9 protein-coding genes are annotated in these 16,122 nt (G+C 72.6%); 1 reads left to right on the forward strand and 8 read right to left on the reverse strand.

Translation table 11 applies throughout. From position 1 onward, the window contains the following. On the reverse strand, window positions 1-658 hold a 658-nt coding region (locus IE258_RS37505; RefSeq protein WP_189750274.1), incomplete at its 3' end, for a maltotransferase domain-containing protein. A gap of 369 nt (window positions 659-1,027) precedes the next feature. Between IE258_RS37505 and IE258_RS37510 the strand changes: the two genes are divergently transcribed. Further along, entirely contained in the window at window positions 1,028-3,646 is a 2,619-nt protein-coding gene (locus IE258_RS37510) for a glycosyltransferase family 1 protein (RefSeq protein WP_189750275.1), read from the forward strand. A 44-nt stretch (window positions 3,647-3,690) separates the two neighbouring features. On the opposite strand, the gene IE258_RS37515 is transcribed toward IE258_RS37510, so the two are convergent. The 7 genes from IE258_RS37515 to IE258_RS37545 form a co-directional block, all read right to left on the reverse strand. After that, entirely contained in the window at window positions 3,691-4,200 is a 510-nt protein-coding gene (locus tag IE258_RS37515) for a DUF1990 domain-containing protein (RefSeq protein ID WP_127892866.1), read from the reverse strand. A gap of 80 nt (window positions 4,201-4,280) precedes the next feature. Further along, window positions 4,281-5,930 carry a M4 family metallopeptidase gene (locus IE258_RS37520; RefSeq protein ID WP_189750276.1) on the reverse strand — a complete coding sequence of 550 codons (1,650 nt, stop codon included), beginning with the start codon at window positions 5,928-5,930 and terminating at the stop codon, window positions 4,281-4,283. 323 nt (window positions 5,931-6,253) lie between these two features. Continuing rightward, window positions 6,254-8,308 carry a M4 family metallopeptidase gene (locus tag IE258_RS37525; protein ID WP_229892679.1) on the reverse strand — a complete coding sequence of 685 codons (2,055 nt, stop codon included), beginning with the start codon at window positions 8,306-8,308 and terminating at the stop codon, window positions 6,254-6,256. Window positions 8,309-8,602: 294 nt separating this feature from the next. Then, window positions 8,603-10,354: an ABC transporter ATP-binding protein gene (locus IE258_RS37530; RefSeq protein ID WP_189750277.1), complete on the reverse strand. Its 1,752-nt coding sequence runs from the start codon at window positions 10,352-10,354 to the stop codon at window positions 8,603-8,605. After that, window positions 10,351-12,165: an ABC transporter transmembrane domain-containing protein gene (locus IE258_RS37535; RefSeq protein ID WP_189750278.1), complete on the reverse strand. Its 1,815-nt coding sequence runs from the start codon at window positions 12,163-12,165 to the stop codon at window positions 10,351-10,353. The genes IE258_RS37530 and IE258_RS37535 overlap by 4 nt, the downstream gene beginning before the upstream one ends. Further along, on the reverse strand, window positions 12,162-14,048 hold the full coding sequence (locus IE258_RS37540) for an ABC transporter ATP-binding protein (protein ID WP_189750279.1): 1,887 nt from the start codon (window positions 14,046-14,048) through the stop codon (window positions 12,162-12,164). Before IE258_RS37540 ends, IE258_RS37535 begins: the two co-directional genes overlap by 4 nt. After that, window positions 14,045-15,994, reverse strand: a complete 1,950-nt coding sequence (locus IE258_RS37545; RefSeq protein ID WP_189750280.1) for an ABC transporter ATP-binding protein — start codon at window positions 15,992-15,994, stop codon at window positions 14,045-14,047. Before IE258_RS37545 ends, IE258_RS37540 begins: the two co-directional genes overlap by 4 nt. Between the last annotated feature and the right edge of the window lie 128 nt (window positions 15,995-16,122).

The raw sequence follows: 16,122 nt of genomic DNA on the forward strand, positions 1-16,122 counted from the left end.
CGACGAGCAGGGGCAGCGGCTCGGAGGAGGTGACCAGGTCCCGCAGGGGGTGGCGGGCCAGGACCGCGTCCACCTCGGGCGTCAACGCCGCCGCCAGCCTGGACGCGGCCGGCCGGTCCTCGTCGCGCAGCGCGTCGACGGCGGCCAGCAACACGCGCCGGTCCTCGCGCCCGGGCACCTCGGCGGCGGCCCGTTCGTACAGCCGGGCGCCCTCCTCCAGTACCAGTTCCGTGTCCATCCCGGCCGGGATCTTGATCCGTGCGTGGTGCCGCCAGGTGGTGACCGGGTCGCTCCACGCCTCCACGGTGTACGACCACATCCCGGTGTCGCCCGCGGTGACGGTGGCGCCCCAGCGGTCGGTGCCCGGGGCCAGTTCCCGCATCGGTGTCCAGGGGCCCGGCCGGCCCCGTGGGTCTCTCAGGACGACGTTGGCGGCCACCGCGTCGTGCCCCTCCCGGAACACGGTGGCGGAGACCTCGAACGACTCGCCGGTGACGGCCTTGGCCGGTCTGCGCCCCCGCTGGACGACCGGCCGGACGTCCAGGACGGGGATGCGCCCGACGACCGTGGTGCTCCGCGCGGGGGACGGGTCGGCAGCCGGGGATGCCGGGGGTGCCGGGGAGGCGGGGGATGCTGACGTGTGGTGCGTGGCGGGCATGACCGCTCCTGTCCGCGTCAACTGGGTGGGCGGATGACTTCTGGGGAGGTGGGTCCTGCGAGGTGCGTGCGGGGCGTACCGCAGGAGCCTTCCCACACTCTTCCGGTGGGCAATCCGGCACTTTGTTAACTACTCGCGCGTATGTCGACAACGCGACACACACGGCGATCTGACCGTCGCTTTCCCGGATGCCGCTCCCGCAATCAGCGTTCGTCGCGACATGTGCAGCTTTCCGTGCGGGCCGAAGTGCCACAAGAAGGCCGACGGGGAAAGATCCGGCCATATCGACACGCCGTGGGCGTCAGCTCTGTCCGGCGGATCAGGGCGAAGGCCCCAGCAAGGGACACATCGCGCGGTAACGTCGTCCGGGTGAAGGCGATCCGTCGACTGACCGTCCGTCCCGTTCTCCCCGACCCCCTCCGGCCGCTCAGTGATCTGGCCCGCAATCTGCGTTGGTCCTGGCACCCGGAGACCCGCGACCTCTTCCAGTCCGTCGACCCCGAGTGCTGGACCGCGTCCGGCCGTGACCCGGTACGGCTGCTCGGCACCGTGCCGCCCGCGCGCCTCGCGGAGCTGGCCGAGGACCGGCGCTTCCTGCGCCGGCTGACCGCGGTGGCCGACGACCTCGACCACTACATGAGCGGCGACCGCTGGTACCAGGCCCAGTCGGGCCGACTCCCGGCCGCCGTGGCCTACTTCTCGCCCGAGTTCGGCATCACCGCCGCGCTGCCCCAGTACTCCGGCGGCCTCGGCATCCTGGCCGGCGACCACCTCAAGGCGGCCAGCGACCTGGGGGTGCCGCTCGTCGGTGTGGGCCTGCTCTACCGGCACGGCTACTTCCGCCAGTCCCTCTCCCGGGACGGCTGGCAGCAGGAGCACTACCCCGTCCTCGACCCCCACGAGCTGCCGCTGGCCCCCCTCAAGGAGACCGACGGCACCCCCGCGCACGTCGCGCTCGCGCTGCCCGGCGGCCGGGAGTTGCGGGCCCGCGTCTGGCTGGCCCAGGTCGGCCGGGTGCCGCTGCTGCTGCTCGACTCCGACGTCGAGGAGAACGACCCCGGCGAACGCGGCGTCACCGACCGGCTCTACGGCGGCGGCAGCGAGCACCGGCTCCTCCAGGAGATGCTGCTCGGCATAGGAGGTGTCCGGGCGGTGCGCACGTACTGCCGGCTCACCGGCCACGCCGCGCCGGAGGTGTTCCACACCAACGAGGGCCACGCCGGCTTCCTCGGTCTGGAACGCATCGCCGAACTGTGCGACGAGGGGCTGGAGTTCGGTGCCGCCCTGGAGGCGGTGCGGGCCGGCACCGTCTTCACCACCCACACCCCCGTCCCGGCCGGTATCGACCGCTTCGACCGGGAGTTGGTCGGCCGCCACTTCGGACCCGACTCCGAACTCCCGCGCATCGACGTCGAACGCGTCCTCAGGCTGGGCATGGAGACCTATCCCGGGGGTGAGACGAACCTGTTCAACATGGCCGTGATGGGCCTGCGTCTGGCCCAGCGCGCCAACGGCGTCTCCCTGCTGCACGGCGGGGTCAGCCGGGGGATGTTCGCCGGACTGTGGCCCGGCTTCGACGCCGAGGAGGTGCCGATCACCTCCGTCACCAACGGCGTGCACGCCCCGACCTGGGTGGCCCCCGAGGTGTTCCGGCTCGGGGCCCGGCAGATCGGCGTGCAGCGGGCCGAGGACGCGCTGGCCGTCGGCGGCTCGGACCGCTGGGACTCGGTCGCCGACATCCCCGACCAGGACATCTGGGAGCTGCGCCGCACCCTGCGCGCCCAACTCGTCGAGGAGGTGCGCGAGCGGCTGCGCGCCTCCTGGCGGCAGCGGGGCGCCGGGACGGCCGAGCTGGGCTGGATCGACGACGCCCTGGACCCGGACGTGCTCACCATCGGCTTCGCGCGGCGTGTCCCGTCGTACAAGCGGCTCACGCTGATGCTGCGCGACCGGGACCGGCTGATGGAGCTGCTGCTGCATCCCGAGCGGCCGATCCAGATCGTCGTCGCGGGCAAGGCGCACCCGGCGGACGAGGGCGGGAAGCGGCTGGTGCAGGAGCTGGTGCGGTTCGCCGACGACCCCCGGGTGCGGCACCGCATCGTGTTCCTGCCGGACTACGGCATGGCGATGGCGCAGAAGCTCTACCCCGGCTGCGACATCTGGCTGAACAACCCGCTGCGGCCGCTGGAGGCGTGCGGCACCTCCGGGATGAAGGCGGCGCTCAACGGCTGTCTCAACCTGTCGGTCCTCGACGGCTGGTGGGACGAGTGGTACCAGCCGGACTTCGGCTGGGCGATCCCCACCGCCGACGGCGCGGGCACCGACCCGGACCGGCGCGACGCCATAGAGGCCAACGCGCTCTACGACCTGCTGGAGCAGCGGATCACCCCGCGCTTCTACGAGCGGGGCGCGAGCGGGCTGCCCGACCGGTGGCTGGAGATGGTGCGCAGGACCCTCAGCCTGCTCGGCCCGAAGGTGCTGGCCGGCCGCATGGTCCGCGAGTACGTCGAGCGGCTGTACGCCCCGGCCGCCGAGGCGCACCGCGCGATGGACCCGGACTCCGCGCGCGGGCTCGCCGAGTGGAAGGCGCGGGTGCGGGCGGCCTGGCCGGGCGTGAGCGTCGACCACGTGGAGACGTCGGCCGCCACCGCCGCCGCCGAACTCGGCGCCACGCTCGCGCTGCGGGTGCGGGTGCGGCTCGGCGACCTCGCACCGGAGGACGTGGAGGTGCAGGCGGTCTCCGGCCGGGTGGACTCCGAGGACCGGATCACCGACGCGGCGAAGGTGCCGCTGAAACCGGTGGGCGGCCCCGACCTGGAGGGCCGCTGGGTCTACGAGGGCCCGCTCGCCCTGGACCGCACGGGTCCCTTCGGCTACACGGTCCGGGTCCTGCCCGCGCACCGGCTGCTGGCGTCCGGTGTGGAGACCGGTCTGGTCGCCGTGCCCTCGGGCGATCTGGTGGAGGCGGCGGGCCTGCTGATGCGGTGACCCCCGGAGCAGCCGGGCGGCGGGGCGGTGGCGACGAGGAGGGCTCAGTCCTCCTCGTCGCCGCCGCTCAGCCGCCGCAGTACGGTGCCGCACCGGCGGGCGTAGGCGTGCTGGAAGGCACGGGCCGCCGGTCCGCCGGCCTTGGCGTACCACTTGGCGGGGCGGCTGAAGGCGGACACCGTCAGCCACACGGTGCCGTCGCCCGTGCGGTCCACCACGAACGCCTCCTCGCCGGACTCCGGGTGGCCGGGCAGCGTGCCGTAGGCCCAGCCGGCCCGGCGCGGCTCCTCCAGGGTCCACACCACCCGGCAGGGCGCCTTGATCATGCCGGCGAGGGTGACGGTGACGTCCACGCCGGGCGCGGCACGCTCCGCGCTCGCGTCGATGCCGACGCCCAGCTCCCGGTGCATCTCCCAGGTGAGCACGGCCTCGACCGCCCGCCGGAACACCGGCTCGCCCTCCCCGAGGCGGGTGCGTACGTGCATGGGGCGGAAGCCGGGCGGGCAGTGGCCCTGCTCGCGGGTAGCGCCGACGTCGTCGTACGTGAAGGACATGGGTCCCAAGGGTAGGGCGGCACCCGGGAACCGCTGGTTCCGGGTGCCGCCCCGCCGTGTTGTGCCGGCCTCGCCCGCGGTCAGCTCACGTTGATCGCGGTCCAGGCCGCGCCCACCGTCTTGTACTCGGTGCTGTCGGCGCCGTACAGGTCCGACGCCGCGCTCAGGGTCGCCGCGCGGGCGTCGGCGTAGTCGGTCGTCGAGGTCATGTACTCGGTCAGCGCCTTGTACCAGATCTGCAGGGCCTTGGCGCGGCCGATGCCCGTGACGGTGGAGCCGTCGTGGGTCGGGGAGTCGTAGTCCACCCCGTCGACCGTCCGCGCCCCGCTGCCCTCCGACAGCAGGAAGAAGAAGTGGTTGGCGGGACCGGACGAGTAGTGCACGTCGACACCGCCGAGACCGGAGTCCCAGTAGTCCTTGGAGGCGCCGTCCTTGCTGGGCTCGTCCATGTAGCGCAGCGGGGTGCCGTCCCCGTTGATGTCGATCTCCTCGCCGATGAGGTAGTCGCCCTTGTCGGCGGAGTTGTTCGCGAAGTACTCCACGCCGGTGCCGAAGATGTCGCTGGTCGCCTCGTTGAGGCCGCCGGACTCGCCGCTGTACTCGAGGCCCGCGGTGTTGGAGGTGACGCCGTGGCTCATCTCGTGCCCGGCCACGTCCAGCGAGGTCAGCGGGTTGGTGTTGCCCGTGCCGTCGCCGTACGTCATGCAGAAGCAGCCGTCCGACCAGAAGGCGTTGACGTAGTTGCTGCCGTAGTGGACGCGGGAGTAGGCCGCCTTGCCGTCGTTCTTGATGCCGCTGCGCCCGAAGCTCTCCTTGTAGAAGTCCCAGGTGACCTGGGCGCCGTAGGCGGCGTCTACGGCGGCGGTCTGGTCCTGCGGGTCGCTGGAGGCGGCGCCGGTGCCCCAGGTGTCGTCGGCGTCGGTGAACAGCGTGCCGGTGCCGGAGGTCTTGCGGGCCAGGTTGTACGTCTTGTGGCCGCCGCGCCCGGTGTCGTACAGCTGGTACGACGAGCCCGACTTGGTGGTGCCCAGTTCGACCGTGCCCGAGTAGAGGCTCTTGCCGGAGCCGTTCTCGATGCCCTGGTACTCGTACAGCTTGGCGCCCGTGGCGGCGTCGGTGATGACGTGCAGTTCGTTCGGGGTGCCGTCGTCCTGGAGGCCGCCGACCACGGTCTCGTAGGCGAGGACGGGCTTGCCCTCGGCGGCCCAGATCACCTTCCGGGGCGCGGAGTCGGCCGCGGTCCTCGACGACCCGGCGTCCTTCGCGACGGACAGCGCCTGCTGCTCGGCCTTGGCCGCCTTGACCTTCGGGGTGACGGTGGCCACCTTGATGGCGGCCTTGGTCGCCTTGGTGACGCCTCTGGTGGCGCCGGACGCCGAGCGGTGCACGACGAGGTCGCCGCCGAGGACGGGCAGGCCGTCGTAGGTGCGCTCGTAGCGGGTGTGCACGGAGCCGTCGCGGTCCTTGACCACGTCCTTGACGACCAGTTTCTCCTTGGCCCCGAGGCCCATCTGCCGGGCGGCGCCGGCCGCGTCGGCCTGCTGCTCCTGTATGAGCGCGCTGCGGGCGGAGGCCGAGAGCAGGACGGGGGCGCCGGGCAGTGCCGACGGCGCGGTGCTGTCCGCGGCGGCGTTGCCCGCGGTCAGGCCGGTGGTGAGCATCGCTCCGGCGGCGACCGCGGTGGCGAGGGCCAGGGTGGTGCGCTTGTGGCGCGCGAAGAGGGAAGACACACAAGCTCCTTCGGTGGGGGGTACCGGACGGCGTGGGGTGTCCGGCCGGTTACTGCGAAGTGGTGCTGTGGGTGACGGAAGACTGACACCGAAGGCGCGTACATGTCAGGAGGGCGCGATGATGTTGGCCGAAAATCGCCGCCTGCGTGTCTGTTGCGGGAATGTGAAGGCCGTGTGACCTCGGTCAAGTCGCAACCAGGCAGACGTAAGTGCTTGGCAAAAACCGGCAGTCGGCGGGGACATGGAGAGGGCGCCGCCCCGGAGGATTCGAACCTCCGGAACGGCGCCCTGTCTTGGGGTGGCGCACCCGCGGGCCGGCCGGCCTACGGGAAGGTGAGCCGCCAGGCGTCGATGTAGCCGGTGTCCGCCGGGCCCTGGTCCTGGACGCGCAGCTTCCAGGTGCCGTTGGCCGATTCGGAGGAGGCGTTGACGGTGTAGGTCTCGTGCACGTCCTCCGCCGGGTCGTAGCCGCTGTTCTTCAGGCGGTACGTCGACCCGTCGGGCGCGACCAGGTCGATCTGGAGGTCACCGCGCCAGCTGTGCACGATGTCCACGCCCACCTGGAGGTTGCTCGGCGCGTTGCCGGTGCGTCCGGAGACCGTGAGGGACGAGGTGACCGCGGAGCCGTAGTCGGGGATGTTCACGTTCGTGCTGCTCTCGAACGTGGTGCCGTCCCCGGGGTCGCCGCCACCGGGCCGGGCGCCGACGTTGATGCCCGCCCACGCGTTCGCCACCGCGGTGTACTCGGCGCTGTCGGTGCCGTACAGCTCACCGGCGGCCGCGAGGGTGCCGGTGCGGGCGCCCGCGTAGTTGGTGGTCGAGGTGAACTTGGTGGTCAGCGCGCGGAACCAGATCTTCTCCGCCTTGGCGCGGCCGATGCCGGTGACCGGGAGGCCGTCCGAGGTGGGCGAGTTGTAGGTGACACCGTTGATGGTCTTGGTGCCGCTGCCCTCGCTCAGCAGGTAGAAGAAGTGGTTGGCCGGACCCGACGAGTAGTGGACGTCCACCCCGCCGATCCCCGAGTACCAGTAGTCCTTGGACGCGCCGTCCTTGCTCGGCTTGTCCATGTAGCGCAGCGGGGTGCCGTCGCCGTTGATGTCGATCTCCTCGCCGATGAGGTAGTCACCGACGTCGGAGGAGTTGTTGGCGTAGAACTCGACCGCGGTCGCGAAGATGTCGGACGTGGCCTCGTTCAGACCGCCGGACTCGCCGCTGTAGTTGAGCCCCGCGGTGACGGAGGTGACGCCGTGGCTCATCTCGTGCGCGGCCACGTCGATGGACGTGAGCGGGTTGGCGTTGCCCGAGCCGTCGCCGTACGTCATGCAGAAGCAGCTGTCCTGCCAGAAGGCGTTGACGTAGTTGTTGCCGTAGTGGACCCGGGAGTAGGCGCCCACGCCGTCGCCGCGGATGCCGGAGCGGCCGTGCACGTTCTTGTAGTAGTCCCAGGTCAGCGCGGCGCCGTAGTGGGCGTCGGCGGCGGCGGTCTCCGCGTTGGAGGCGCTGCCGTTGCCCCACACGTCGTCGGAGCCGGAGAAGAGCGTCCCGGTGCCGGAGGTGCCGCGGTTGAGGTTGTACGTCTTGTGGTTGCCGCGGGCCGTGTCGGTCAGCGTGTACGACGACCCCGACTGCGCGGTGCCCAGTGTGACCGTGCCGCTGTAGAGGGTGTTGCCGGTGCCGTTCTCGACGGCCTGGTACTCGTACAGCTTGGCGCCGGTGGCGGCGTCGGTGACGACGTGCAGCTCGTTCGGGGTGCCGTCCTCCTGGAGGCCGCCCACGACCGTCTCGTACGCCAGGACGGGGGTGCCGTTCCCCGCCCAGATCACCTTGCGCGGGGCGCGGTCGGCGTCCGGCTGCTCGGCACCGGCGGCCTTCGCGGCCGACACCGCCTGCGACTCGGCCTTCGCGGCGGAGATCTTCGGCGTGACGGTCGCGGGCTTGATCGCCTTCGCGGTGGCCTTCACGACCTGCTCCGTCTTCCCCGCCTCACTGGCCACCACGAGGTCGCCGCCGAGGACGGGCAGGCCGTCGTAGGTGCGCTCGTAGCGGGTGTGCAGGGTGCCGTCGCGGTCCTTGAGCACGTCCCGGACGACCAGCTTCTCCTTGGCGCCCAGACCCAGCTCGTCGGCCGTCTTCGCCTTGGCGGCGTCGGCGTCGCGGATCAGCTCGGCGCGCTGGGACGGGCTGAGCTTGACCAGCTCGTTGCCCTTGGCGGGCGACGGGTCGGGGGCCGCGGTGGCGGTGCCGGACTGGACCGCCGTGGCGATCAGCGCGGCGACACCGGCCAGCGCGACGGCCGCGGCACGCCGGTGCGTGGCACGGCGGGAAGAGGCGGGGGAGATGGTGTGGGAGGTGCGTCTGTGGGGAGTACTGCTGCTCAACACTGACTCCTTCTGCGCGGCCGCGGATCACGCGGCCAGGGGAGACCGGCCGGCGGGTGGCCGACCGGGCGGAACTGTGCGGTACGCAGAAACCTGGTGCTAGGAGCTGGCCGCGGCACAGCGCTCGTGGGGAAGCTGTGGGGGCACTGTGAAGGGGCCGACGGAAGAGTGGCAGGAGAAAGCACTACTTGTCAGGAGCGCGTCAGTAAGTTGGCTGGAAATGGTTCGTTGACCGGGCGTTCACGTTCGATAAACGGAATCGTTGCTGTCGCGGCCCGGTTACTGTCCGGTCAGTCAGTAACCGGCGGACGGCTCCCCGTGCCAGGAACCCCACAGGGCCGCGTACGCCCCGCCCGCCGCCACCAGCTCGTCGTGCGTGCCCAGCTCGGTCAGCAGGCCGTCCTCCATCACCGCCACCCGGTCGGCGTCGTGCGCGGTGTGCAGGCGGTGCGCGATGGCGATGACCGTACGGCCCTTCAGCACCGCGGCCAGCGCCTGCTCCGTGTGCCGGGCCGTCGTCGGGTCCAGCAGGGCGGTCGCCTCGTCCAGGATCAGGGTGTGCGGGTCGGCCAGCACCACCCGGGCCAGGGCCAGTTGCTGCGCCTGCGAGCCGTCCGTGGAATGGCCCTTCGCCCCCAGCTCGGCACCGAGGCCCCCGGGCAGCTCCCGCACCCACCCCTCGGCGCCCACCGCGGCGAGCGCCGCCCACAACTCCTCGTCCCCGGCCGCCGGTTCGGCGATCAGGAGATTGTCGCGGACCGTGCCCAGGAACACGTGGTGCTCCTGGGTGACCAGCACCACCTGACGGCGCAGCCGCTCCGGACCCAGGGCGACCACGGGCACCCCGCCCACCGTCACCGAACCCCGGGTCGGCGCGTCGACGCCCGCCAGCAGCCGGCTCAGCGTGGTCTTGCCCGCCCCCGACGGCCCCACGACCGCCAGCCGTTCGCCCGGCCGCACGGTCAGGTCCACCCCGCGCAGCACCTCCCCGCCCCGGTCGTAGGCGTACCGCACCCCCGACACGTCGATGCGGTCGTCCGCGGGCACCGCCGACTCGTCCGCCGTCGCCCGCGGGGCCCGCGCCAGCCCTTCCACCCGGGCGAAGGAGGCGGAACCCGCCTGCAGTTGCTCGACCCGCATCAGCACCTCGTCGAGCGGTCCCGCCAGCTGCTGGAGATACACCGCGCAGGACACCACCGCGCCGAGGCTCGCCGACCCGTGCGCGTGCAGGACCCCGCCGAGCAGCAGCACACCCGCCACGGGAAGGACGTAGGAGACGTCGACCGCGGGGAAGAACACACTGCGCAGGAACAGTGTCCGGAACCGGGTGCGCCGCGAGACCTCCAGCGCCCCGCGGTTCGTCGCGACGCGCCGCTCGGCCAGCCCGAACGCCTCGACCGTACGCGCCCCGGACACCGTGGCCGCCAGACTCTCCGCGACGTCCGAGTTGGCCGCGCCCTCGGCGAGGTAGGCCGCCCGTGCCCGGCGCAGGTACCAGCGCAGCGCCAGCCAGGCCGGCGTCAGCCCCAGCACCCCGGCCAGGCCGAGCAGCGGGTCGAGCACGAACACCGCACCCGTGAGGAACAGCGCCTGCACGGCGTTGACCAGCAGCTCGGGACCGGCGTCGCGCAGCGTCGCGCCGACCGCGGTCACGTCCGCCGTACCGCGCGTCGTCAGGTCCCCGGTCCCCGCCCGCTCCACCACGGACGCGGGCAGCGCCAGCGCCCGCTCCACGTACCGCTCGCGCACCCGGGCGAGCGTCCGCTCCCCGAACCGGTGCCCCACGTACCGTGCCCAGCGGGCCAGCAGCAACTGCGCCAGCGAGCACAGCAGGATGGCGAGGGCCATCCGGTCCACGGCGTCCACCCCGCCCCCGCCGCGCACTTCGTCGACGATCCGGCCCAGCAGCCACGGACCGGCGAGACCGGCCAGCGCGGCCAGCGCGTTGAGACCCAGGACGACCGCGAAGGACCTCCGGTCGGTTCGCACGAGGTCGGCCGCCGCCCGGCGGACGTCGGCGCGCTCGGCGACGGGCAGCTGTGTCATCGGGCCGGTGCCCCTTCTTCGGCGCCCTCGGTGTCCTCGGCGCCCTCGTCGTCCCGCGCGACCAGGGCGCGGTACCCCGGTTCGGTGTCCAGGAGTTCGCGGTGCGTGCCGGTGGCCGCGACCTTGCCGTCGACCAGGTGGTGCACGACGTCCGCGCGGGCGAGGAGCAGCGGTGAGGTGGCGGCGAGGACGGTGGTGCGGCCCCGGCGGGCCTGCTTGAGGCGGTCGGCCACGGTGGCTTCCGTGTGGGCGTCCAGGGCGGAGGTGGGTTCCGCGGCGAGGAGGATCTCGGGGTCGGTCAGGAGGGCGCGGGCCAGGCGGATGCGTTGGCGTTGTCCGCCGGACAGGTCGCGGCCTTGGGCCGCGACCTGGGTTTTCAGGCCGTCCGGGAGAGCGCGGACGATGTCCTCGGCTGCGGCCGCGTGGAGGGCTGCGGTGAGACTCGCCAGCTCGTCTGCCCCGGGCGGTGGTTCCGCGTCTGCGGGTGCGTTGTGGCTTGTCGCGCAGTTCCCCGCGCCCCTGCTCGGCATTTCCTGAGCGCCGACCACAGTACTGAGGGTGCCTGCGAAGAGGTCGGCCTCCGGGTCGGCGATCAGGATGCGGGAGCGGATCTGGGGGAGGGGGATGTCGGCCAGGGGGATGTCTCCCCAGGTCGCGTTCGACGGGGTGTAGCGGGCCAGGCGGTCCAGGATGTCGGTGGCGTCGGACGGGTGGGTCGTGACCAGGGCGGTCAGGCGGCCGGGGGTGATCCGGACACCCGAGGCCGGGTCGTGGAGCACCGAGGGTTCCGCGGGGGCGTCCCGGGTGCCTTCGTCCGGGGCCGGTTCCAGGCGCAGGAAGGCGACGACGCGGCGGGCGGCCACCACGCCGCGGCTGAGCTGGTGGCCCATCTCGATGAGGAACGCCACCGGCCAGCCCAGCGCGACGACATAGCCGTACACCGACACCAGTTCACCCACGCTGATGTGACCCTGCGCGGCCTGGCGGGCGCCCAGCCAGGTCACCAGGGCCAGGAACAGCATCGGCAGCCCCACCCCGAGGGCCTGGATCCAGCTGGTCACCGCGCCGACCCGGTACCCCTGCTCGCGCAGCCGGCCCGAGTCCCGGTGGAAGGCGTCCGCGACCAGGCCCTTGCCGCCCAGCCCGTTCAGCACCCGCAGCCCGCCCGCGAGGTCGCCGATCCGCGCGGTCAGGACGGACTGCCGCTCGCGGTACTCGGCCTCCCTGCCCTGCAGCCGTCCCATGAGCGGGCCGAGGAGCAGCCCGAGTACCGGCACCCCGAGCAGCACCACCAGGGCGAGCCGGGTCGACACCGACAGCATCAGCCCGCCGACCGTCGCGTAGGCGACGATCGCGCCGACGCCCGGGCCCACGGCCGTCAGGGAGGTGCTGATGGTCTGCACGTCGCCCACCCCGATGGTGACGACCTCACCGGTCCCCACCTGCCCGCGCAGCGCCGCGCCGAGCCGGGTGGCGTGCCCGACGACCACCTTGACCGTGCGGAAGTTGGCGTCCATCCGCACCTTCGTCATGGTGCGGTGCCGCATCACGCTCAGCCACGCGTTGACCCCGCCGACGGCGACCATGGTGCCGGTCCAGACCGCCAGCGCACCCATGTCACCGGGCTCCAGGCCGTGGTCGACGGCGCGGGCCATCAGATACGGCGTCGCCGCCAGCAGCACCATCCAGACACTGGCCAGCACCGCCCCCGCCAGGCACCGCGGCCACTGCCGCCTCACCAGCCACGCCAAATACCGCCAGCCGCCCCGGCGGTCCGGAGTACCGGGGTCCTCGTACGCGTCGATCCTCACGCCAGACTGTCCCGCCACGCCCGGTGCAGATCCGCGAACCGGCCCGTACCGGCGATCAGTTCGTCCGGGGCGCCGTCCTCGACGATCCGGCCGTGCTCCATCACCAGCACCCGGTCGGCGATCTCCACGGTGGAGAGCCGGTGCGCGATCACGACCGCCGTACGGCCCTTCAGCACCGTCGCCATCGCCCGCTGCACCGCGCGCTCCCCGGGGATGTCCAGCGAACTGGTCGCCTCGTCCAGGATCAGCACCGCCGGGTCGGCGAGCAGCGCCCGCGCGAACGCCACGAGCTGGCGCTGACCGGCCGAGATACGGCCGCCCCGCTTGCGCACGTCGGTGTCGTAGCCGTCCGGCAGTGCGGCGATGAAGTCGTGGGCGCCGATCGCCTTCGCGGCCCGCTCGATCTCCTCCCGCGTCGCCTCGGGCCGGCCGATGGCGATGTTGTCGGCGACCGTCCCGGAGAACAGGAACGCCTCCTGCGTCACCATCACCACCCCGCGCCGCAGTTCGGGCACGGCCAGTTCGCGCAGGTCGGTGCCATCCAGCAGGACCCGCCCGGCGGAGGGGTCGTAGAACCGGGCGAGCAGCTTGGCCAGCGTCGACTTGCCGGCGCCGGTCGAGCCCACGACGGCGACCGTCTGACCGGCCGGGAGCGTCAGTTCGAAGCGCGGCAGCACCTCGCCGCCGGTGCGGTAGCCGAAGCTCACCGAGTCGAACACGACCTCGCGGCCGGGGTGCTCCGACTCCAGCGGCGGCAGCTCCTTCGGCGCGCTCGGCTCCGGCACCGACGGGGTCTGGGCCAGCAGCCCGGCGATCTTCTCCAGCGAGGCGGCCGCCGACTGGTACGAGTTGAGGAACATGCCCAGCCGGTCGATCGGGTCGTACAGCCGGCGCAGGTACAGCACCGCCGCCGCCAGCACACCGAGCGCCAGCGTGCCGTCGGCGACCCGGTAGGCGCCCCACAGCACGATGCCCGCCACGGCCGTGTTGGCGACCAGGCGGGAACCGACCACGTAACGCGCCATCTCCAGCAGCGCGTCGCCGTTGGTCCGCTCGTGCCGGTGGTTCAGCACCGCGAAGTCGGCGTCGTTGGCGGCCTCCCGGCGGAAGGCGCGCACCGGCCGGATGCCGTTCATCGTCTCCACGAACTTCACGATCACCGAGGCGATCGCCGTGGACCGCTTCCGGTACACCCGCCCCGCACGCCGCTGGTAGAGCCGCACCAGTGCGTACAGCGGCACGAACGACGCCACCGCCACGGCGCCGAGGCCGAGGTCGAGCCAGAGCAGCAGCGCGGCGATGTAGACGAAGGACAGGATGACCGTCACCAGCTCCTGAAGCCCCTCGTCGAGCAGTTCGCGCAGGGACTCCACGTCCGTGGTGGAGCGGGAGATGAGGCGGCCCGAGGTGTAGCGCTCGTGGAAGTCGACGCTCAGCGCCTGCGCGTGCCGGAAGATGCGGCCGCGCAGGTCGAGCAGCACGTCCTGGCTGACGCGGGCCGCGGCGGCGATGAAGGCGTACTGGAGACCGCCCGCCGCCAGTGAGCACAGCAGGTAACCGGCGCCCACCGCGATCAGCGGGCCGTGGTCGTCGTCCCGCAGGGCCGGCACGGCGTGGTCGATGGCGTACGCCACCAGCAGCGGACCCGCCTGCACGGCCGCCTGCTGGAGCAGCAGAAGGAAGACGGTGAGGGCGACGCGGGCCTTCATGGGCGCCAGCAGGGAGCGCAGCAGGGCGCCGGTCGCGCCCGGCGGGCTGGGCAGGACGTCCTGGTCGAAGGCGTCGTCGGCGGCGACGGCGCCGGACGCCGCCTCGGCAAGGTCCCCGGGCTCGGGGTCCTCCGGCTGTTCCCGGTCCGGCGCGGTGGCCGTGGGCGCGGTCATCGGCCGTCTCTTTCCTGGGGTCCCTCGGCATCGCCGGGCTTGTCGAGCCCGGACATCAGATGGGCGTACTCGGGGCTGGTGCGCAGCAGTTCGTGATGGGTGCCGACGGCGGCGATGCGGCCCTCGGACAGCAGGGCGACGCGGTCGGCGAGCAGGACGGTGGAGGGGCGGTGGGCCACGATCAGCGCGGTGGTGTCCGCGAGGACCTGGCGCAGGGCGGCCTCCACGGCGGCCTCCGTGTGCACGTCCAGCGCGGACAGCGGGTCGTCCAGGACCAGGAACCTCGGTCTGCCGACCACCGCCCGCGCGAGCGCGAGGCGCTGACGCTGGCCGCCGGAGAGGCTCAGGCCCTGCTCGCCGACCTGGGTGCCGGTGCCCTCGGGGAGCGCGTGCGCGAAGTCGGCCTGCGCGACGGCGAGGGCCCGGTCCAGCTCCTCTTCGCCGGCGCCCGCACCGGCACCCATCAGCACGTTCTCGCCGACGGTGGCCGAGAAGAGGGTGGGTTCCTCGAAGGCCACGGCGACCATCGAACGCAGCTCCTCGCGGGACAGGGCGGTGATGTCCTCGCCGTCCAGCGTGATGCGGCCCTCGGTCACCTCGTGCAGGCGCGGGACGAGCGCGGTCAGCGTCGTCTTGCCGCTGCCGGTCGCACCGACCAGGGCCATGGACTCGCCGGAACGGATATGCAGGTCGACGTCCGTCAGGAGGGGCGGGGAGTCGGGAGCGGCGTCGGGATAACGAAACAGCACGTGCTCGAAGCGCAGGCCTTGTAGCTCAACGGCGTTGGTGCCGACCTCGGGAACGGCGCGCTGCTCGCTGGAAGGTGCCGCCGCGCCCACCCTCCCCCACTCTCGGCTTCGCTCGAGCGGGGGGACCCCCATCGCCCCAGCGGCACGACTGCCCGCGGCTGGGTCGGCCTCAACCTCCGCGTCCATCACCTCGAAGTACCGGTCCGTGGCCGTCGCCGCCTCCTGGCTCATCGCCAGCAGGAAGCCGATGGACTCCACCGGCCACCGCAGCGCCAGCGCCGTGGACAGGAACGCCACCAGCGTCCCCGCCGACAGCGCCCCGTCCGCCACCTGCACCGCCCCGACCACCAGCGCCGCCCCGATCGCCACCTCGGGCAGCGTCACGATGACCGCCCAGATGGCCGCGAGCAACCGCGCCTTGCGCAGCTCCGTGCCCCGCAGCGTGTGCGACAGCTCGTGGAAGGCACGCGCCTGGCTGCGGTGCCGCCCGAACCCCTTGATGATCCGGATGCCGAGCACGCTCTCCTCGACCACGGTCGTCAGATCCCCGACCTGGTCCTGCGCGCGCCGCGCCACCGCCGAGTACTTCTTCTCGAAGATCCCGCAAGTGATCATCACCGGGATGGCGGGCCCCAGGATGACCAGCCCGAGCGTCCAGTCCTGGACCAGCATGATGCCCACGCCGACCAGAATCGTCACTCCGTTGACCAGCAGGAACGTCAGCGGGAAGGCGAGGAACATGCGGAGCAGCATCAGATCGGTCGTCCCGCGCGAGAGCAGCTGCCCCGAGGCCCAGCGATCGTGGAAGGCCACCGGCAGGCGCTGCAGGTGCCGGTACAGGTCGGCGCGCATCCCCGCCTCGACCCCCGCCAGCGGCCGGGCCACCAGCCACCGCCGGAACCCGAACAGCAGCGCCTCCGCCAGCCCGAGGAGCAGCAGGTACAGCGCCCCGAGCCACACGCCCGCCGGATCGCGGTCGGCGACCGGTCCGTCCACCATCCACTTCAGGACGAGCGGGATCACCAGCCCCACGCAGGAGGCCAGGATCGCTATCACCGCGGCGGCCCCCAACCGTGTGCGCACCGGCCGCACATAGGGCCACAGCCGGAGCAGGGCACGTACGGTGGAACGCGTCTCGGCGGTGTCCGGGACGGTGTCCGGGGCGAGATCCGTGGCGGGGGCAGGTTTCGTGGGCATCAGCAGCGAGCCTACGGTTCGCCACTGACACTGCCCACCGAGTTTTCGAGCCCGCCCGGGGTCGTACGGAAGCCCCGCCGGGGTCGTACGGGAGCCCCGCGGGGGTCGTACCGGCGCATCGACCGATC

The organism is Streptomyces tendae (assembly GCF_014650435.1).
In the GTDB taxonomy this organism is placed as follows: Bacteria; Actinomycetota; Actinomycetes; order Streptomycetales; family Streptomycetaceae; genus Streptomyces; species Streptomyces tendae.

Excerpts from the sequence above, each read along its gene's own strand:
- IE258_RS37515 (WP_127892866.1), bottom strand. The coding sequence starts at position 4,200 with ATGTCCTTCACGTACGACGACGTCGGCGCTACCCGCGAGCAGGGCCAC.
- IE258_RS37530 (WP_189750277.1), bottom strand. The coding sequence starts at position 10,354 with ATGACACAGCTGCCCGTCGCCGAGCGCGCCGACGTCCGCCGGGCGGCG.
- IE258_RS37540 (WP_189750279.1), bottom strand. The coding sequence starts at position 14,048 with ATGACCGCGCCCACGGCCACCGCGCCGGACCGGGAACAGCCGGAGGAC.
- IE258_RS37545 (WP_189750280.1), bottom strand. The coding sequence starts at position 15,994 with ATGCCCACGAAACCTGCCCCCGCCACGGATCTCGCCCCGGACACCGTC.